The organism is Exiguobacterium sp. FSL W8-0210, assembly GCF_038006045.1.
In the GTDB taxonomy this organism is placed as follows: Bacteria; Bacillota; Bacilli; order Exiguobacteriales; family Exiguobacteriaceae; genus Exiguobacterium_A.
This window is the reverse complement of the sequence record NZ_JBBOUK010000001.1, coordinates 204054-223012: the sequence shown is the minus strand read 5'-3', so window position 1 is coordinate 223012 and position 18959 is coordinate 204054. Positions and strand designations below refer to the sequence as shown.

At 47.5% G+C, this 18959-nt stretch carries 18 protein-coding genes and 1 pseudogene; 11 read left to right on the top strand and 8 right to left on the bottom strand.

From position 1 onward, the window contains the following. Positions 1-29: 29 nt before the first annotated feature. A complete protein-coding gene (locus tag MKY22_RS01275) occupies positions 30-635 on the bottom strand; it encodes a TetR/AcrR family transcriptional regulator (RefSeq protein WP_214856276.1) in 606 nt (201 codons plus the stop codon). 192 nt (positions 636-827) lie between these two features. Here MKY22_RS01275 and MKY22_RS01270 point away from each other — a divergent pair, with 192 nt between their 5' ends. The 4 genes from MKY22_RS01270 to MKY22_RS01255 all read left to right on the top strand — a co-directional run bounded on the left by MKY22_RS01270 (position 828) and on the right by MKY22_RS01255 (position 4559). Then, positions 828-1484 carry an HlyD family secretion protein gene (locus MKY22_RS01270; protein ID WP_056064483.1) on the top strand — a complete coding sequence of 219 codons (657 nt, stop codon included), beginning with the start codon at positions 828-830 and terminating at the stop codon, positions 1482-1484. 12 nt (positions 1485-1496) lie between these two features. Beyond that, positions 1497-3188: a DHA2 family efflux MFS transporter permease subunit gene (locus tag MKY22_RS01265; protein WP_341085958.1), complete on the top strand. Its 1692-nt coding sequence runs from the start codon at positions 1497-1499 to the stop codon at positions 3186-3188. Between the two features lie 130 nt (positions 3189-3318). Beyond that, on the top strand, positions 3319-3876 hold the full coding sequence (locus MKY22_RS01260) for a hypothetical protein (protein ID WP_023466728.1): 558 nt from the start codon (positions 3319-3321) through the stop codon (positions 3874-3876). A 125-nt stretch (positions 3877-4001) separates the two neighbouring features. Continuing rightward, entirely contained in the window at positions 4002-4559 is a 558-nt protein-coding gene (locus MKY22_RS01255) for a nitroreductase family protein (RefSeq protein ID WP_341085957.1), read from the top strand. 120 nt (positions 4560-4679) lie between these two features. Here MKY22_RS01255 and MKY22_RS01250 read toward each other — a convergent pair whose 3' ends face one another. Genes MKY22_RS01250 through MKY22_RS01240 form a run of 3 tightly spaced genes read right to left on the bottom strand, consistent with a single transcriptional unit; the run spans position 4680 to position 7649 of the window. After that, on the bottom strand, positions 4680-5882 hold the full coding sequence (locus MKY22_RS01250; RefSeq protein WP_214728874.1) for a CDP-glycerol glycerophosphotransferase family protein: 1203 nt from the start codon (positions 5880-5882) through the stop codon (positions 4680-4682). Between the two features lie 31 nt (positions 5883-5913). Then, a complete protein-coding gene (locus MKY22_RS01245) occupies positions 5914-6939 on the bottom strand; it encodes a ribitol-5-phosphate dehydrogenase (protein WP_214728876.1) in 1026 nt (341 codons plus the stop codon). Beyond that, entirely contained in the window at positions 6936-7649 is a 714-nt protein-coding gene (locus MKY22_RS01240; protein WP_056064491.1) for an IspD/TarI family cytidylyltransferase, read from the bottom strand. The genes MKY22_RS01245 and MKY22_RS01240 overlap by 4 nt, the downstream gene beginning before the upstream one ends. A 298-nt stretch (positions 7650-7947) precedes the next feature. Here MKY22_RS01240 and MKY22_RS01235 point away from each other — a divergent pair, with 298 nt between their 5' ends. The 3 genes from MKY22_RS01235 to MKY22_RS01225 all read left to right on the top strand — a co-directional run bounded on the left by MKY22_RS01235 (position 7948) and on the right by MKY22_RS01225 (position 12331). Beyond that, positions 7948-9714, top strand: a complete 1767-nt coding sequence (locus MKY22_RS01235) for a CDP-glycerol glycerophosphotransferase family protein (RefSeq protein ID WP_341085952.1) — start codon at positions 7948-7950, stop codon at positions 9712-9714. Continuing rightward, positions 9711-10772, top strand: a complete 1062-nt coding sequence (locus MKY22_RS01230; protein WP_290776331.1) for an acyltransferase family protein — start codon at positions 9711-9713, stop codon at positions 10770-10772. The genes MKY22_RS01235 and MKY22_RS01230 overlap by 4 nt, the downstream gene beginning before the upstream one ends. A gap of 362 nt (positions 10773-11134) precedes the next feature. After that, positions 11135-12331, top strand: a complete 1197-nt coding sequence (locus MKY22_RS01225; RefSeq protein WP_341085949.1) for an MFS transporter — start codon at positions 11135-11137, stop codon at positions 12329-12331. Between the two features lie 79 nt (positions 12332-12410). Here the strand turns inward: MKY22_RS01225 and MKY22_RS01220 are convergent, their stop codons facing one another. The 3 genes from MKY22_RS01220 to MKY22_RS01210 form a co-directional block, all read right to left on the bottom strand. After that, positions 12411-12710, bottom strand: coding sequence for a hypothetical protein (locus MKY22_RS01220; RefSeq protein ID WP_290776688.1), 300 nt, complete (start codon positions 12708-12710; stop codon positions 12411-12413). A gap of 67 nt (positions 12711-12777) precedes the next feature. After that, on the bottom strand, positions 12778-13230 hold the full coding sequence (locus tag MKY22_RS01215) for a DUF4385 domain-containing protein (RefSeq protein ID WP_056064504.1): 453 nt from the start codon (positions 13228-13230) through the stop codon (positions 12778-12780). A 49-nt stretch (positions 13231-13279) separates the two neighbouring features. Beyond that, positions 13280-13909: a TetR/AcrR family transcriptional regulator gene (locus MKY22_RS01210; protein WP_341085945.1), complete on the bottom strand. Its 630-nt coding sequence runs from the start codon at positions 13907-13909 to the stop codon at positions 13280-13282. Between the two features lie 108 nt (positions 13910-14017). Between MKY22_RS01210 and kynU the strand changes: the two genes are divergently transcribed. The 4 genes and pseudogenes from kynU (at position 14018) to kynB (ending at position 18186) form a co-directional block, all read left to right on the top strand. Then, on the top strand, positions 14018-15295 hold the full coding sequence (gene kynU, locus MKY22_RS01205; protein ID WP_341085944.1) for a kynureninase: 1278 nt from the start codon (positions 14018-14020) through the stop codon (positions 15293-15295). A gap of 10 nt (positions 15296-15305) precedes the next feature. Then, positions 15306-16685: an amino acid permease gene (locus MKY22_RS01200; RefSeq protein ID WP_152995538.1), complete on the top strand. Its 1380-nt coding sequence runs from the start codon at positions 15306-15308 to the stop codon at positions 16683-16685. Between the two features lie 23 nt (positions 16686-16708). Next, positions 16709-17549 (top strand): annotated as a pseudogene (gene kynA / locus MKY22_RS01195) (tryptophan 2,3-dioxygenase). Positions 17550-17562: 13 nt separating this feature from the next. Next, the gene (kynB, locus tag MKY22_RS01190; RefSeq protein WP_290776677.1) at positions 17563-18186 is read left to right on the top strand and encodes an arylformamidase; all 624 of its coding nucleotides are present in this window, start codon (positions 17563-17565) and stop codon (positions 18184-18186) included. A gap of 40 nt (positions 18187-18226) precedes the next feature. Here the strand turns inward: kynB and MKY22_RS01185 are convergent, their stop codons facing one another. After that, positions 18227-18865 (bottom strand): cyclase, encoded by a 639-nt coding sequence (locus tag MKY22_RS01185; protein WP_341085940.1) that lies wholly within the window; start codon positions 18863-18865, stop codon positions 18227-18229. Positions 18866-18959: the final 94 nt, after the last annotated feature.

Sequence of the window (18959 nt, the reverse complement as noted above, 5' to 3'; positions counted from 1 at the left end):
TTCCGCAGGGAAGTGTCTTTTTTACGTCCTCATTCCGTCTCTTTAGGAAAACCGATACTCTCAACCGTTCCAAAGACGATCATCCGGCTCAATTGCTCCGCCATATATGCGGATGAATATGGCCGACCGTTTCGTAACCAGGAAATCAATAATCCTAACTGTCCACCAATGACATAGTTCAGTAACAAATCCCGATCGACGAAAGTCGCATCCTCTGCGACTTGGGATCGAAAGACGAGGCGATAATTTTCTTTCAATGTATCAAGAAAACGAGAGATGAACGTTTTGATCGGTCCTTGAACGAGCATCGTCTGATAGAATAATTCATTTTCTTCAATGTGAATGAACAAACGAGCAAAATAATGACTCACCTGCTCGACTGTCGGAAATACGGTGCCTGTACCTGTAATCCGAATCGCTTGTTCGAGCGCCATCATCTGTTCCTCAACGATTTGGTCAAGCAAATCATATTTATCTGTGTAGTGCGCATAAAAGGTCGAGCGGTTCACACCCGCCCCATCCGTAAGCATCTTGACGGTGATGCTCGAAAAGCTATTTGTCTTCAGTAAACGAAACAATTCCATCGTAATACGGTCACGTGACCGTTTTGGTCGTGGATCACGGCTCTCTTTCATGTGCATTTCACTCCTTTTCCATCATCTTTTTAAAAATGAATCCGTTATCATTTATTTTTCCAACATTTTGTCGGAAACTGTTGGTTGTTTGTTATCTAACTATCCATATAATTAACTATATTAATTACTCCTCCCCCCAGAGGAGTACTTTTTTTGAATCGATTGTACACAAGAAAGGATGCTAACACACCCATGAGTATGAAAAAATTACTAATCATTAATATCGTTACACTCATCGTTTTGATCGGTGGTGGGGTCGTCGGATACTACTATTACGATCAAGCAACGAGCTATGTCAAAACAGACAATGCGAAAATCGATGGCAAAATGATAACGATTGCTAGCCCAAGCGCTGGTAAATTAACGGACTGGTCTGCTAAAACAGGCGAATCGCTCGACAGCGGTGCAACACTTGGTCACATCATGACTGCGCAAGCTGGACAAAAACCAACAGATCTTTCTGTTTCGATGCCTGCGAAGGCAACGATCGTTCAGTCGATGGCGACAAAGAACGGCTTCGTCGCAGCCGGTACACCACTTGCCTATGGTTTTGACTTAAACGACCTTTGGGTCACAGCGAACATCGAAGAAACAGAAATCGATGAAATCAAAGTCGGACAAACCGTTGACGTGTATGTCGACAGCTATCCTGACACGACACTTTCTGGTGAAGTGGAACAGATCGGAATGACGACAGCTTCGACGTTCTCGATGATGCCTTCTTCAAACGGAAATGCGAACTACACGAAAGTCGCACAAGTCATTCCAGTTAAAGTATCACTCTCGCAAGAAAAATCACTAGACATTCGACCTGGTATGAATGTGACCGTCCGCATTCATAAGGATTAAGGAGGGACGTTCATGTCTACTACCTTCTTGTTCGGATACAGTGCGTTCACGATTCTGATCATCATCGGCGTCAACTGGATCGCCCGCCGGAATCGTCAATCCGACATCGCACTGGCCACTGACGGACCAACACTTGAGGAGTCCCTCGAGACGGAACCGACGATGACCGTGACACCACCAGTCGCAGCACCTTCAAAACAAGTATCGACTGAAAACGTCAGTATTCCGAAAGTACTGACGGTCTTACTGATTGGTATGTTCATTGCTATTTTGAACCAAACGTTGATTAATGTCGCGTTACCGGTTCTAATCAATGACTTCAACGTGTCGACGTCCACTGCCCAGTGGTTGACGACAGGTTTCATGCTCGTCAACGGGATTTTGATTCCGATCAGTGCTTTTTTAATGCGCAGTTATACGTTCCGCCAGTTGTTCCTCGCTTCGATGACACTCTTTTTCTTTGGATCAATCATCTGTTCGATGGCGATGAACTTCCCGGTCATGATGATCGGGCGTGTCGTTCAGGCGGCAGGTGCTGGTATCTTAATGCCACTAGGATCAAATGTCTTCATGACATTGTTCCCACCGCATAAGCGTGGCGCTGCCATGGGAATGCTCGGAATCGCGATGATTCTGGCTCCTGCTGTCGGACCTACGATCACGGGATATGTCATCCAAAACTATGACTGGCACGTCATGTTTTATGCGATGTCCTTCTTTGGATTAGTGACGTTGTTACTCGGTACGGCTTGGTTCCGCCTGACGCAGCCACTCTCGAAACCTTCTTTTGACGCACTGGGCGTCTTATTCAGTACGATCGGATTCGGGAGTCTCCTTTACGGATTCAGTGAAGCCGGGAATGACGGCTGGGATAGCCCGATCGTCATCAGCACGATCGTCATCGGCTTAATCGGAATTGCTGCTTTTGCGATGCGTGAGCTGTCGATGAAAGATCCGATGTTGAATATTCGTGTGTTGAAAGTACCGGAATTTTCGTTCACCCTCTTCATCAACGTCATCGTCACGATGGCGTTGTTCGGTGGGATGTTACTTTTACCGATTTACCTTCAAAGCATTCGCGGTTTTTCACCGGTCGATTCAGGTCTTCTCCTTTTACCCGGATCACTGATCATGGGTATCACCGGACCGATTGCCGGTCGTTTATTTGACCGCTTCGGTATTCGTCCGCTCGCTATCTTCGGTTTGACGTTGATGACGTACGGGACATGGGAATTGACGCAATTGAACATGGATACGTCGTATTATTCCATCATGGGCATCTACATGCTTCGGTCATTCGGTATGGCATTCATCATGATGCCGATCATGACTGCCGGTATGAACGCTTTACCGATGAAGATGATCCCGCATGGAAACGCGACCCAAAACACACTTCGTCAAGTCGCCGGCTCCATCGGAACGGCAATTCTCGTCACCGTCATGACCCGTCAAACGACGGCTCACTTGGCAGACGACGCGAATCAGTTTACGACGCTCGACCCGACGCTTTCACAACATTTAAACGATCTTGGACAACAGCTGGGTAGCTCACAAGCCGCTTCGACGAGTTGGTTTACGATGCTGACGAAACAAGCAACAATCCAAGGGATCACCGATGCGTTCTGGATTGCGACCGTTTTATCTGCGCTTGCACTGATTCTGTCCTTCTTCTTGCACGGAAAAAAAGAACCGAATCTGGATTGATTGACGACAGACCAGTTGATGTCCTATCAGCTGGTCTTTTCTTATACTTTACGAAAAGTTCTTCTTTGCACTTCAGCCTTAAAATCGATACACTAGGGACAATGAGTTTCATATCTAAAGGAGATGCTTTATGGTTGCCTTTCTGCAATTTTATGCGTTCATCTTTGCTTGTTGTTTTGCTTGGCAAGTTGGTCGACCATCCCCTTGGTCACAAAAGATCGTTCGTGCCTTTTTAACAAGTGTCAACGGGCTCTTCGTATTCGCACGTGCCTCGATTTCAATCTTTTTATTAGTTGGACCACTATTACTCGTCACTTATCTTGTCTTCCCACGGTTAATCGCTTTTGAAAATGGTTTGGCAATGGTGATCAGCGTGCTCGTCATCGGACTGGTTGATCGTCTCGTCAGTCTCGTCGTCCTGCCACTCATGCGTTCCTTTTTCTTAAAACGTCAACGCGTCATGCCACAATCGGTGGAAATGGTGCTTTATACGATGGCAATGGCTGTCTTGCTCTTCATTCAGCTTCATGCTGTTCCCGGCGTTCAAATTCATGTAGCGTTAACGATTTTCCTTGGTTTTACGATCTATTTCGCCCATTATCTATTTGCCCTATATCGGATTCGTCTTATGAAAAAGAAACTAACGACTGTTGCTCAAGATCAAGACGAGGAACGAAAAGCCTCTTAATCCGAATGCAACGAAAGATGATTTCCTCTCGGGAATCGTCTTTTTTTGTTTTCTGACAAATAACGTTGACAATGATAATCGTTATCATTTATAGTGAAAAAGTACTCAGTGAGGAGATGAAACGGATGCATGCCCAACAAGTGATTGAAACACGCCGGTCGATCCGGTCTTATACGGAACAATCCGTTCCGATCGAATTGGTAGAAGCATTACTCCACACGGCGATTTATGCCCCGAATCATAAATTACGAGAGCCTTGGCGCTTTGTTCTCGCAATCGAAGACCGACAAACACGGTATGTCGATGCCTTGATGGAATTACTGACAGCGCGTGGTCAATTCGAGACGAAAACGTCTGAACAACGTCAACAGGCTGAACAAAAATTACGGGAAGTCCCGGTTTATTTAACGGTACTTTGTCAGGTACAAGGGACACCGGATCAACAGCTAGAGGATACACTTGCAACAGCTGCGATGATTCAAAATCTGCAGTTAGTAGCAACAGAACGAGGTCTTGGGTGTTGCTGGAAGAGCGGAAAACACTGGTTCACACCAGAGTATGCCTCACTCGTTGACGCTTCTGAAAACGAACGCGTTCTCGGCGTCATTCAAATCGGCTGGCCTGCCATCGTTCCACCTGTCAAACCTAGAACGTCCGCAAAGGACAAGTTGACGCACTTTTAAGAGGTGCGCATTCTGCGAGCTACCCCTGCTCGCGCCAATCAAGCCCCAATTCAAAAATAAAAACGTTCCGATGACGTCTCTCTCCCCAAACGGAGACGCAATCGGAACGTTTTTCTGTATTCACACTGGTGTTTTCGTATAGACAGGCGCCTCTGGAATCGTGTCATATAACATATGGTCGACGATTCGTTTGGTCGCTTCTCCGTCCTGATACGTAAAGAACTGATTCGCAAATGTCTCGATTTTCTGTGTATCGAATTGCCCACGTTTAATCCAAGCAATGACGTCTTCGAACGTCGACACGATTGGTCCCGGTACGAACGTTTCATATGGGAAGTAGAAATCGCGTTCTGCTTTATACGACTGCAGATCGTTGACGAGAAAAATCATCGGCTTCTGCAACAAGGCAAACTCGAAGATGACAGACGAATAATCCGTAATCAGAATATCCGCAATTTGCATCAGATCATTGATGTCCGGATAGTCTGTCATGTTAATGATTTGATCCGCATACGCGTCCGGTACGACGGGTGGATTGAGAACAAACGGGTGCATGCGAAGCAAGAGCACTGTATCCGGTCCAAGCTCACGACGGAACTTCTCAAAATCAAGCTCTTGATCGTAATGTGCCGTTGTCTGTCCATTTCCTCGGAACGTCGGCGCGAGTAAGATGATTCGTTTTTTGCGCCATTCTGGATATCGGTCATACAACTTTTCTCGAACACGGGCTTGGCGTGCTGTGTTCAGTAGCTGATCCGTCCGTGGAACTCCTAATGGATAGATCCGTTTCTGCTCCATTCCGAAAGCATCCGCATATGGTGCAACACACGCTTCACCGGAAACATAGACCTTGCTATAATTCCGGTGAATCTGGACCATCTTCAAATAATCGTCATCCGGCGAATAGGATTTATCAAGCACACTATAACCGAACTTTTTAAAGGCTCCACAAGCATGCCATAGCTGAATGACTTCTGTTCCTTTCCGTAAGGACGACACATAGACAGGGTAATAATAGTCATCAATGATGAAGTAACGAGCAGTCGCTAATTCGTACGTCGCCCGCATCATATGAAAGACGTATTGGATTTGCCCCGCCAACGATTGAGGGAATCGCTTTAACAAAAAAACGTATTCATACCCTAAGTCGCGTCGTTCGAGTTCATCGTAGACGGCACGAAAGTTATCGACAAGACGATCGGAACGATACGTCGCAAAGACGACTTTTTTCGGTTGAATCGGTAACCGTTTCGTCAACCAGTACGTCATAGCAAGCAGATAGTGAACCGTCCGTCGTTGCAATAACCGAATTTTTTGTTTCATAGACGATTCTCCTCTTTTTCAGCGCACATCGTTACATGCACCATTCCATGACCGTCTTTCCGAACCGGTTCGTCAAATCGTTTTCAAACGCTTTATGAATATCTTCGATTTGTCGAATTTGGAATACGCCTGAAACCAGGTTCGATAAATAAGCTGGAATATCAGGATGTGCTTGATACAATTCCATCGTCCGTGCGAAATCAGCCGGTGTACTCCGACTTGAACCGTAGACACGAAGTCCTTTTTCAAGAATCATCCGCGTGTTGATCGCGACGGCATCCTCTGATACGCCAAGTAACGCCATCGTGCCTTCCGGAATGATGTAGTCGATCATCTGATTGATCGCATATTGACTGCCAATTCCCCCGACACATTCAAAACCGTGGTTGAAGGAGACATCGGCTGGAATCTGGTCGATGTGGTACGTCTCGTCTGCAAACGAGAAATAATCAAGCTTCGACTGTGTTTTGCCAAAGACGAGTAATTTCGCTTCCGGATACAACTTACGTAGCAAGAGTGCTGTGATGAAGCCAAGGTTCCCATCCCCCCACACTCCGAACGTCTCCCGACGCGGATGGGCAATCTTTTCGAAACGAGTCAAGGCATGGACCGCTACACTGACGAGCTCAGTGAATGCCGCGACTTCAGGATCAAGATCAGCCGGTACCTCGACAAGGCGATCTGCTTTTAAGAACACATAGTCTTGCATATAGCCATCGTACCCACTCGAACGGAAACGACTCGTACGCAGGTAGTTTTCACCGATGATGTCATCTTCTTCCGTCGGCGTATTCGGCACCATCGCGACGAGTGTTCCTTTCTTGAATGTTCCACTCGGATCATGTACGACTTTTCCGATGCCTTCATGAATCATGGCCATCGGTAATTTTTTCGCTAATACTTCCGCACTACGGCTACCCGTGAAGTAGCGTTGATCCGCGTGACAAATCGACAAATACGTCGGACGCACGACGACACGATCAGTATTCAATGACCGTTCATCATACGTCACTTCGATTTGACGCGGGGCGACGAGTTGATAGACTTGGTTAATCATTGATGAATCCGCTCCTTCAAGATAGCATTCGCAATCCGTAGGTCGTATGGTGTCGTCACTTTAATGTTGAACAGTTCCCCTGTGACGAGCGCGACATCTTCCCCTTTCAGAAGAAGGATCTTACACGCATCCGTCAAAATCGCTCGCTCTTCCGTTGAAAGCGACTCATAATGCGATTTCAACTTCGTGATCTGAAAACTTTGTGGTGTCTGCCCTTGATACATTTGATCACGAACCGGAATATCCGTGATCGTTTTACCGTTCGTTGACGCGACGATCGTATCGATTGCTGAAATGACTGTGTCGCATGAACCGAATTCTTGCGCTGCTTCAATGTTTTCTTTAATGATGCGGTGTGTCAAGAACGGACGGACAGCGTCGTGTGTGACGATGATATCTTCCTCAGACAGACCGTTTTTCTCTTCGATCCAGTTCACCGCTGCCATGATCGATTCATTTCGATCCTGCCCACCCGGTGTAATGACGAGGCGTTCATCTTTTCCAATGTATTTCTCCAAAATATCGCGCGTATAGTTAATCCAAGCAGTCGGTGTGACGATGATGATGCGGTCAAAATCCTCATGTAATAGGAATTTCTCTACTGTATGGACGATGATTGGACGTTCTCCGATCGATAAGAATTGTTTCGGTCGATCGACATTCCCCATCCGTGTTCCTTTTCCTCCAGCTAAAATGGCTGCATAAATCATCTTCTGGCGCAGTGTCTCGTTGGCTCTTCCAAACGAGACGACCTGCTTCCCTCCCTTATGAAATAATCGAATTTCGGTTTTCTTTCCCTAGCGTTCAGGGTATGTGTAACAGTGCAGTCTGTGTTGAAGTATTATTTTACAAAAACACAAAAAAATAAAGAAATCCCTATTAATTTTAATGTCTCACGATATAATGAGTGGTGATTTCTAGTTTCACTATACTATGTTCACGTAAAATTTAAAAATCTATCATGATTGTGTAAATGCATTGTAATTATTCAAGCGAGGAGAGATGGTTTTGATCGAAGAGACACTGACCCCCACTTTACATGCTGAGGTCACCTACTTGGAATTAGCTGGAACGACGTTTCGTTTCGAAGCACGTTTAAGTGGATTGGCTGATTTTTTGCGTGCCGAACAAACGTTATTTGAAAATACTACATCGCAACAGCAACCTGAACTTGAGGAACATGACGATGAGTATATTCAGTCTGAACCTGCCGAAGCATTGGTACCGCTTGAACGTGCCATCGTCTTCCGTAATAAACGAAACAAACGGACGTTCATTTGCCGCTTTCCGTTCGAAGGTGACTGGACGGAAGAGTCCTTTACAGGCGAATTGAACCTGAATCATATCACGCCGACCGGTCGTCCATTGCCGATGGGCTATTTTGATGCGTTCTTCGCCATCGTCCAAGGAAAGACGATCTTACATGAAGCGCCTTTTGGTGATACGCGTTCGTTAATCCCAGTCGCTTACCGCGTCGATACAAAACATAGTAACGCCTTGATCTTACTCGAATATGAACTTGTCGTGCAGTATTCGGAATACAGCAACTCTTTAGGTTTCCATTCCCTGAAGAAAGGCGAATCGAAACGTCTAATCCAAGTCATCGATCGCTATAAGAAGTGGAAGAAGAACATGAAGAAGCGCGCGTTCAAGTTCCGCCGTTTCACATTTAAAGCGATTTATAACGTCACGAAATGGACGCAACCGATCCAAGAGAACAAAGTCATCCTCGCTTCGGATTCACGGAGTGATATCAGTGGGAACTTTGCTTATATCTTAGATGAAGTCAAACGTCGCGATCTTGATCTCGATGTGAAGACCTTCTTCAAACCGAATCTCCAGTCTCGTCGTGATTGGCGTGACAAGTTTACCTTGCCATACCATTTAGCGACAGCAAAGACGATTCTTGTCGATGACTTCTATCCGATGATCTATCCGTTGAATATTCGTAAAGGCAGTGATTTGGTTCAAGTCTGGCATGCCGTTGGCGCCTTCAAGACATTCGGGTACAGCCGTCTCGGAAAACCAGGTGGTCCAAGCGCAAACTCGCTCAGTCATCGAAACTACACGAAAGCCATCGTCAGCTCCCATAATGTCGCCCGTCATTATGCAGAAGGCTTCGGATTACGGGAAGATCAAGTCATCGCGACCGGTATTCCACGGACGGATATGTTCTTCGATCAACCGTTCATCGAGGAAGCAAAAGCACGTATCTATGAGGAATATCCCATCTTCAAGCAAAAGAAAGTCATCATGTTCGCGCCGACGTTCCGAGGAAATGGTGCGAAGAGTGCCTATTATGATTTTGATCAACTCGATCTTGATGCGCTGTACGAAGCACTTCATGAGGAGTACGTCTTCGTCCTTAAACTGCATCCATTCATCCGTCGCCGGATGGAGATTCCAGAAGTCTACGCCGACTTCTTCCTCGATTTGACGGATCATCGTGAAATCAATGAGTTGCTGTTCGTCTCAGACATCTTGATTACGGATTACTCATCAACGTGTTTCGAGTTCTCCCTATTGAATCGACCGATGTTGTTCTTCGCGTATGACCTTGAGGACTATATCTCAAAACGTGATTTCTATTACGACTTCGAGGAATTCGTTCCGGGTCCAATCGTCAAGACATCAGAAGAGTTGATTGAACGGATTAAAAACAAGGACTTCGAAATGCATAACGTCAAAGCATTCGCAGAATATTTCTTTGAACATCAAGACGGGAAATCGAGCGCCCGGTTCGTTGATCAAATCCTGCTGGGTGAGAAAAAATGAATCGCTCCATCAAACCAGTGACCACACCAGCGTACGATCATTGGCTTGGGAACTATAAGGTCTTACTCATCTTCATGGTCGTCTTCGGTCATTTGATCGAGACGTTCCGTGATTTACCGGGAAACGATAGTGTGAGGATGGCGTATAACGTCATTTACTTGTTGCACATGCCCGCCTTCATCTTCATGAGCGGCTACTTTTTCAAACAAGTTCGACCGCAACGCATCCTCGCCTTCGTTGCCCTATATTTCATCTGGCAATCGATTCACGAAATCTATTTGTCCTACACGCAGGATGATTCCTTACGTGAGATGCTCGATGGGTTACTCCATCCGCTCGTTCCGAATTGGACGCTTTGGTATTTGCTTGGAATCATCATTTGGCAAACCGTCACACCGGCATTCCGGGTGATGCGCTTCCCGCTGATCGTGAGTGTCTTATTTGCGTTATTGATCAATGCCAACCCAGATTCAATCACGAACTTCCTGTCGTTACAAAAAGTCGTCAGTTTTTATCCGTTCTTTTTGATGGGTTACCTCGTCAAAGAGCGCGGTTGGCTGACTGACGCCGGCTGGCGAAAGCAGATGACGGCACCGATCGGTCGACTGACCGGACTAATCGTCTCGCTCTTGATTGTCGTCTTCATGATTGTCTGTACAAAAAACGGATTTGATACGGTCTGGCTCTTCTACCGCGACACCTACGGGGAATTTGAAGTCTCGCTTCTGAAGGGAGCAGCGATTCAATTGTTCCTCTATGCTGTCAGTACGATCATGATTTTCTCGGTCTTGTTGCTCGTGCCGCACCGGTCATTTGGAGATCGGTTCGACCAGATCGGTATCCAGACACTTGCGATCTACTTGATTCACTCGTTCATCGTCCGTTTGTTCCGTGATTCGGTTCCACCAGCCATTACGGAATCACCACTGTTACTGATTGGATTGTCCTTCTTGCTCGCTACCGGATTCGTCTGGTTGCTGTCGAGTCGACCCGTCGTGACAATCTTCCGACCGTTGCTGTCACCGAACATCAAATGGTTATTAAAAAAAGAACAATAAGTCTGAACCGGGGCTGACTCAAAAGTCAGTCTCTACAAAGATAAGGGTGGCAGAATGATGATCTGCCACCCTTATCTCGTAACAAAAAGAATGGCGCGTCACACGCCACTCCTACAGGAAAAGCGTATTTATGCGCTGTCAGAGACAAACAAGACCCGTTTTTCTGCTTGAATGAAGCAGGAAAACTGGCTTGTGTCTCGCCTGAGGGAAGGGCGTGAAAAGACGCGTCATTCTTTTTTGAGTCAGCCCCTTTTTCGAATCCTCGACTCGTCTGCGTTGACAGGCGCTTTAGCTTGAATCTAAGATAATGAAGGTGAAACAAATAACCGCTTACAGAAAGCGGGTCGAAAGAAGGGGTCCCCTTGCACGCGGATCAACGAAAAAAATTAACGGTCCTCATGATCAATATGTTTATTGCGGTCGGGAGCTTCGGGATCATCATTCCGATTCTACCCGCTTACTTAGCTTCGATTGGACAAGGTGGGACGGCGGCTGGGTTAATGATCGCCATCTTTGCCGGAGCACAACTCGTCATGTCACCGATTGCCGGAAAATGGGCGGACCAATACGGTCGTCGCAAGATGATCATCTATGGATTGATCGGCTTGACGCTCTCGATGTTTGTCTTCTACTTCTCCAATTCCGTCACGGTCCTCTACATCTCGCGCGCAATCGGCGGTGCCGGTGCTGCACTCCTGATTCCAGCAATTTTTGCTTACGTCGCGGACATCACGACGATGGATCAACGCGCAAAAGGAAACAGTTACGTCTCAGCTGCGATGTCACTCGGAATCGTCATCGGTCCTGGAATCGGTGGATTCCTTGCCGAGTATGACTTAAAATTGCCACTCCTCGTCTCAGCGATCGTCTCGGGGGCAGCCGTCTTGTTCAGCGTTCTGTTACTTCAAGAAAGCGAAACACACGATGCGACAGCGATGGCACCAGACGAAGGTTCGATGCTCAAGAAACTCGGAACGTCGTTTAAGAAACCGTACTTCGTCCCGCTCGTCATTACACTCGTCATGAGCTTTGGTCTCATGGCATACGAATCAGTACTTGGTCTATTCGTCGATGATCAATTCGGTGCTTCACCGAAAGACATCGCGATCATGGTGACGTCGACCGGGATCATCAGTGTCATTGCTCAAATCTTCATCGTCGATAAGTTATCTCGTAGTTTCGGAGAAGGAAAGGTCTTGAACCTATTCCTGTTCATCGCAGCGCTCGGCTTCCTATTGTCATTATTGACATCAAGTTACGGTGGATTCTTTGCGATCACTCTCGTCATCTTCCTTGCGACATCGATTTTACGTCCCGTCTTGAATACGATGATTTCAAAACTCGCTGGTAATGAGCAAGGCTTTGCTATGGGAATGAACAACGCCTACATGAGCATCGGGAACGTGCTCGGACCGACGCTTGCGGGTGTCCTGTATGACGTCAACATTCTCTATCCGTTTGCACTCGGTCTGATTTTCCTCGTCGTGACGTTCATTGGATCATTCATCTGGCAAAAACGTCAAGCACGATTGATTGCCAAGGTCGAACAAAGTTCTTAAACGAATCAAAAATAGCCTCGATTGCTCCATCCCATCGGACAGAGCAGTCGAGGCTATTTCGTTTAACGATATTCGTCCGTCATATGGATTGTTCCTCTGTTCTTGACACAAGCAGTTTCGCAACGATTTCTGTTAACAAGAAAACGAAGACGATTCCTGTAAAATCTAGCGTCAACCACGGCATCAGACCGCAGCCGATTAAAAGTGTCCCAATCATTAACGGACGATACGAAGAAAAGGATGGTCGCTTCGGACGGACACTCAACAGGATGCTCACGACACCAAGCACGATAAGCCATGTCACTGAAATATTATAGAAAAAGTGATCGACCAGTAAAAACAGACCAATCGGATACAGTGGAACCCACCAACGGTTCATACCGATACCTCCCATTTTCTTTTCAGTATCGCATGATTTGAATGGATTCCCTTTATTTTGAACTGACTTATCCGTATTGCTTTTGATGCGCACGTTTAAGTTCAAGGTATTCTTCATCCGCCCGGATCAAATCCCATTTTTCTTGGAAGATGGCCGCAGATTTTGCTTTTTCTTCGTCGATCTCGCGCGTGTGCAATTCTTTAGTCTCTTTATCTTTATATTTACGCCCACCCTTATAGTTCGCGTAACGTCGTGCGCGCGTATGTCCCATCTGAATGAACTTCCGCGCCATATCCATGCCGACGAAGTCCCCGTCTTCTTTATAAGCTAAATACATCTCATAAATTTTCTCAGACGATTCCTTCGCGATATCCGGCGTCTTAAAACGCCAATGCGGCAAAATCTCACTTTTGTAAGGTTCGACGAGTAAGACCCCTTGCTCCCCGCGTCCAACCCGGTACTTTTCCGGCTCCTTACGAAAATCCGTCGTCTTGAAATCGAGATCGTAATCAAACGCCATCCCGGTCACGCTCCCTTCTACTTCGAAACGTTCCCTTCCCGTCCGTTCATCAATCCTCGATCCGGTAGAGTCCTTGCGTATAAATCGTCGCTAAGACGTGCGCGATCTCTTCGATCGTCCCTGTCGCCTCTTCGCGGACGACTTCGAATAAATACATCTCATTCGCGAAGAACCAACCACGGGCGACGAGTTTCGAGTCGACATCCTGCCGCGCAAGTCCTGTCTCCTGCGCATACTGGATATCCTGACTGATCCGATCAATGAACCGTTCCCGAATCGCTTTCCATTTCGCACGGACGATGTAAGACACGCCGATTGCTTGCTCCACAATCCGTAGTATCGCTCGTTCTTCTTCCGCGAGACGTAAGAAATCCGTCGCTTGCGTCACGATGCGTTCCTTTGCCTCGAGCGGCGTCGTCGGTTTGAATGTTCGTTCCGCGATCGCGTGGAAGCGGCTCATGACATCTTCCATCAGGACGACGAGCAGCTCATCTTTCCCTTCGAAATGGACATAGGCTGTTCCGTAACCGACGCCAGCTTGTTTAATGATTTGTGAAATCGTTGCCGTTTGAAACCCTTGTTCTAAGAAGACGTCACGTGCCGCACTCAACAGTTTCTCGCGTGTCCGCACCGTGCGCAGATGACGTTTATCGATTTTTTCTGGTTGAGAAGATGACATATCCTTCACTCCTTTTGTTTTCTCTATTCGACAATATTGACACAATGTCAATTTGTTTGCTACGCTTTTGTCAAAATTGATTGAGCATTCATTTGAGGAGGATGACGTATGACACTGCAAGCAAAACGGACCGATGCTGTTGCTCGGGATGAGCAAGATGCACTCGCTGCCTATCGTGATGAGTTTTATCTGCAACCGGGTAGTATCTATATGGACGGAAACTCGCTCGGCTTATTGTCGAAGCGTGCCGAGAAGACGTTGCTCGAGTCGCTATCAGACTGGAAAGAACTCGGAATCGATGGCTGGATGAAAGGACGTCATCCTTGGTTTGAATTATCGGAACGTCTCGCTGCTCTCAACGCTCCGCTCGTCGGCGCACAATCTGAAGAAGTCATGGTCACTGGTTCGACGACCGTCAATCTCCATCAACTCGTCGCGACATTCTTCCAACCAACAGAAGGACGAGATAAGATTTTAGCGGATGCGCTGACGTTCCCGTCGGATATCTATGCCCTCCAAAGCCAACTTCGCTTACGTGGTCTGGATCCGGAGACACATCTCATCCAAGTACCGAGTCGGGACGGTCGCTTTTTAGAAGAAGACGATATCATCGCCGCGATGACGGATGATATCGCGTTAATCGTCTTGCCGGCGGTACTTTACCGAAGTGGACAAATTCTCGATATGGAGCGTTTGACGAAGGCGGCACACGACCGTGGCATCCTGATTGGTTTTGATGGTTGTCATTCCGTCGGAGCCGTTCCCCACGCGTTCCATGACTGGGGCGTCGACTTTGCCTACTGGTGTAATTACAAACACTTGAACGGTGGTCCTGGAACGGTTGGCGGATTATTCGTCCACGAACGTCATTTCGGAACGTTGCCTGGTCTGACGGGCTGGTTTGGTTCGCGGAAGGATAAGCAGTTCGATATGGATCATACGATGACACCGGCGGCGCATGCCGGTGCCTTCCAAATCGGGACACCACACGTCTTAAGTCTTGCTCCACAAATCGGTGCATTAGAGATGTTTGACGAAGTCGGTATCGAAGCCGTTCGGACAAAATCACTCGCGTTGACGCAGTACATGATGGAACTCGTCGAGCAGGAACTCACACCGTACGGTTTCGTCATCGGAAATCCGATCGACGATAAACGCCGTGGGGCGCATCTCAGCCTCGAGCACCCGGAAGCGGCACGGATCTGTAAAGCACTCAAGGAAAATCGGATCATTCCCGATTTCCGGGCACCAAACATCGTCCGTCTAGCACCCGTCGCGCTCTACAATACGTTTACCGATGTCTATGACGTCGTCGCGACACTTAAACGAATCATGAAAGATAAAGAATACGAACGTTTCGCGAATGAACGCGAAGTCGTTGCTTAAGGAGTACACCATGGAACAACCTACTGAACTACGACGTGAACTCAAGACACGCCAACTCACGATGATTGCAATGGGCTGTGCGATCGGAACCGGTCTTTTCCTCGGAAGTGGACTTGCGATCGGACTTGCCGGACCGAGTGTTCTGATCAGTTACGCAGTCGGCGCTTTCATCGTCCTACTTTTAATGGGCTGTCTCGCTGAAATGACGGTCGCCCATCCGACATCTGGCTCGTTCGGTACGATTGCCGAACGATACATTAGTCCATATGCGGGTTTTCTCGTCCGCTATTCATACTGGATCGCAAACGTTCTCGCGATCGGCGTTGAGGTCAGTGCGATCGCTATCTATATGAAATACTGGTTCCCCGACGTTCCCGGGGTCGTCTGGATTCTCGTATTTGCTGCCGCGTTGATTTACATCAATGCCACGACAGTCAATACGTTCGCGACCTTCGAATACTGGTTCTCAGTCATTAAAATCAGTGCCATCTTGCTATTCATCCTGCTTGGCGCCTACTTGGTCATCGGTAGTCCAAGTCCTGAGATTGGTCCTCAAAACTTCACAAATGACGGTGGATTCATGCCGTTCGGCTTCTCAGGTCTCTGGATCGCGATCTTCATCTCCCTGTTCAGCTTCCTCGGAACAGAATTGATTGCCGTCACTGCTGGTGAAGCGAAGGATCCAGATGTTGCTGTACCGAAAGCATTAAAAGCGACGGTCTTCCGCCTCTCGACGTTTTATGTCGTCACGATTGCTTTGATGTTGATGATCGTCCCATGGCAACAAGCAGGCGGTGTCGATCAAAGTCCGTTCGTCAAAGTAATGGAGATGCTATCGATTCCATATGCAGGCGGTATCATGAACTTCATCATCCTGACAGCGGCGCTGTCTGCGATGAACAGTCAACTGTACGCTTCGACACGGATGATGTATTCGTTATCGAAGGCAACGTATGCGCCAAAAGTATTTGGACGCTTGAATCGAAAAGGTGTACCACTCTTCGCACTCGCCTTATCGACACTCGGCATTTTTCTCGCAGCGATCATCAGCAGTCAATCGAGCGTCTCTTATCCATTCATGATGGGGATTTCGATGTTCGGGGCGATTTTCACATGGTTCATGATTTTCATCTCCCATCTGTACTTCCGTAAAGCCTGGGAACGTGAAGGTGGACGGACGTTACCGGTTCGGATGATGGGCTATCCCTATCTGACTGCCCTCGGTGCATTGTTGTTATTCGCACTCGTACTAACGACATGGTTCACGGATTTCCAAATCGTCTTGAAGTTTGGTGTACCGTGGTTAGTGTTCTTATCGATCGCCTATTTCTTCTGGAAACGGGCGCATCCGGAACAACCACAGACCGCTGAAAAACGAAAACTGAATTAACATGATAAAGGGGCTGAATGGGAATGACAAAGACAGATCCTACGTCTATTGAAGCATCGATTCAAACGGATTTTAAAAAAGATATGTCCTACGGGGATTATTTGCAACTAGATCCATTGCTTACGAGTCAACATCGCTTATCGGGGCATCATGACGAGATGCTGTTCATCATCATTCATCAAACGAGCGAACTCTGGATGAAGCTGATCCTGCATGAGATGCGAGCAGCGACGCAAGCGGTCGCAAACGATGATCTCGAATCATCGTTTAAGATGCTCGCACGTATCTCAAAGATTCAGCACCAGTTGATTCAGTCGTGGAATGTTTTGTCGACCTTGACCCCTGCCGAATATCTGGAATTCCGTGACGCGCTTGGTCACTCATCCGGTTTCCAATCGTATCAAAACCGTCAAATCGAATTTGCGCTCGGTTTTAAGAATGAGCAGATGCTTAAAAGTGTATGTGCATGACGAAACACTCTATCCAATGTTGCTGGAAGATTTGAAGACACCAAGCATCTACGACGAAACGATCCGGGCGATGGCGCGCCATGGGCTACCGATCGACCAATCCGTCCTTGATCGTGACGTCACGCAAGACTGGACGCCGAATGCAAGTGTCGAAGCAGCTTGGGCGACCGTCTATCGGGATGTCGAACAATACTGGGATCTGTATGAGCTCGGTGAAAAACTACTTGATATCGGGAGCCAGCAGCAGATGTGGCGCTTTAACCATATGAGTACCGTCGAACGGATCATCGGACAAAAGCCAGGAACAGGCGGTTCTTCTGGCGTCAGTTATCTACGACGTGTGCTCGACCACCGATTCTTCCCGGAACTGTGGTCAGTCCGCACGACATTATGAGGAGGATGAAGCGATGACACGATGGATTGATGTTTCACAACCACTTGATCGCCACGTCACGACGTGGCCGGGAGATACACCGTTTGAAGCGACATTGACATGGAATAAGGCAGACACCGGTTCCGTTAACGTCGGAAAGGTAACGATGAGTCTGCATACTGGCACTCATGTCGATGCGCCGTTTCATTTTGACGATGCCGGACAAAAAATCGTCGATCTTGATCCGGATCTCTACATCGGACATGCGCGCGTCATTTACTTACCAGGTCGTACAGAAATCACAGCCGCTGATTTAGATGGCTTTGAGCTAAATGATGTCCAGCGCTTGATCATCAAAACAGATGGTTGGATCGACAAATCAACTTTCCCAGAAACGATTCCCGTCTTGACGCCAAGTCTTGCTGAGCGTCTCGGAGAACTCGGGATTTCGCTGATTGGTCTCGACTTACCAAGCGTCGATGCGATCGATAGCAAGGAAATGGCGGCCCATCACGCACTGGCGCAGCATGGAGTCCATATCCTTGAAGGACTCGTCCTTGATGCGATCACGCCTGGTGATTACCACCTCAACGCTGTTCCACTTCCGCTCGTCGACGGCGACGGTAGTCCAGTCCGTGCCTTACTTCGTCCATACTAAAAAATCCGTCCAGCAGGCTCTCTGCTGGACGGATTTTTTGTTACTTAGGTAGTGGTTCGAACAAACTGGCTTCGATTTGACGAACGACACGTCCTAGGACCGCAAGTGATTGATCGACCTCGAATCCTTGATCCAAGGAGTGATTCGCTCCTTCCATGATATCAATCGTCAGTTGTGAGGTGCGACACGTTTCAAGTGCCGCTTCATCATAAAACTTATCGGCTGTCCCGATGACGAGGAGTCCACCTTGCGACGAATTGGCGATTTGTTCGGCCACTTCAGTCAGGACGGGTGTTAAGAAGACAAAGCGTGCTGTCTGTAGACTCGGCTTAGCAAGCAATGCCGCTAGCGGAATCGTTCCTAACGACTTTGCGATGAACTGAACGTTTTCGTATGTATGTGTCGCCAGCACTTCAGAGACGACAGCGTCGACTCGACGTGTCATGCAGGTATTCGATTCAGTGTCTGACATCGAAAATAAATCTTCTGTCACATAGTGGATACAGATGACATCGATGTCTCGAGCTAGTAGTGCCATCCGGCTGTAGTAGAAGTAAGGATGATCGTACAAATAAGATGCTCCCGAAATCAAGAAGCAAACCTGTTTGGATCCCATTTGAAAATGATCATATGAAACGGTCGTCTGATCGACGACGATGGATGATTGTTCGATATGCATGAAATCCCTCCACACTTTTTCTAGACTTTACCATTTCAGAGGTAGACTGTCATGTCTTTTTCGGTTCTCCCTTATAAACTAAAAAAGCGATGTA

Excerpts from the sequence above, each read along its gene's own strand:
- MKY22_RS01245 (WP_214728876.1), bottom strand. The coding sequence starts at position 6,939 with ATGATTAACCAAGTCTATCAACTCGTCGCCCCGCGTCAAATCGAAGTG.
- MKY22_RS01220 (WP_290776688.1), bottom strand. The coding sequence starts at position 12,710 with ATGAACCGTTGGTGGGTTCCACTGTATCCGATTGGTCTGTTTTTACTG.
- MKY22_RS01240 (WP_056064491.1), bottom strand. The coding sequence starts at position 7,649 with ATGATTTATGCAGCCATTTTAGCTGGAGGAAAAGGAACACGGATGGGG.
- MKY22_RS01250 (WP_214728874.1), bottom strand. The coding sequence starts at position 5,882 with ATGAAACAAAAAATTCGGTTATTGCAACGACGGACGGTTCACTATCTG.
- MKY22_RS01255 (WP_341085957.1), top strand. The coding sequence starts at position 4,002 with ATGCATGCCCAACAAGTGATTGAAACACGCCGGTCGATCCGGTCTTAT.
- MKY22_RS01210 (WP_341085945.1), bottom strand. The coding sequence starts at position 13,909 with ATGTCATCTTCTCAACCAGAAAAAATCGATAAACGTCATCTGCGCACG.
- MKY22_RS01275 (WP_214856276.1), bottom strand. The coding sequence starts at position 635 with ATGAAAGAGAGCCGTGATCCACGACCAAAACGGTCACGTGACCGTATT.
- kynU (WP_341085944.1), top strand. The coding sequence starts at position 14,018 with ATGACACTGCAAGCAAAACGGACCGATGCTGTTGCTCGGGATGAGCAA.
- MKY22_RS01260 (WP_023466728.1), top strand. The coding sequence starts at position 3,319 with ATGGTTGCCTTTCTGCAATTTTATGCGTTCATCTTTGCTTGTTGTTTT.
- MKY22_RS01230 (WP_290776331.1), top strand. The coding sequence starts at position 9,711 with ATGAATCGCTCCATCAAACCAGTGACCACACCAGCGTACGATCATTGG.
- MKY22_RS01185 (WP_341085940.1), bottom strand. The coding sequence starts at position 18,865 with ATGCATATCGAACAATCATCCATCGTCGTCGATCAGACGACCGTTTCA.
- MKY22_RS01270 (WP_056064483.1), top strand. The coding sequence starts at position 828 with ATGAGTATGAAAAAATTACTAATCATTAATATCGTTACACTCATCGTT.
- kynB (WP_290776677.1), top strand. The coding sequence starts at position 17,563 with ATGACACGATGGATTGATGTTTCACAACCACTTGATCGCCACGTCACG.
- MKY22_RS01215 (WP_056064504.1), bottom strand. The coding sequence starts at position 13,230 with ATGGCGTTTGATTACGATCTCGATTTCAAGACGACGGATTTTCGTAAG.
- MKY22_RS01265 (WP_341085958.1), top strand. The coding sequence starts at position 1,497 with ATGTCTACTACCTTCTTGTTCGGATACAGTGCGTTCACGATTCTGATC.
- MKY22_RS01200 (WP_152995538.1), top strand. The coding sequence starts at position 15,306 with ATGGAACAACCTACTGAACTACGACGTGAACTCAAGACACGCCAACTC.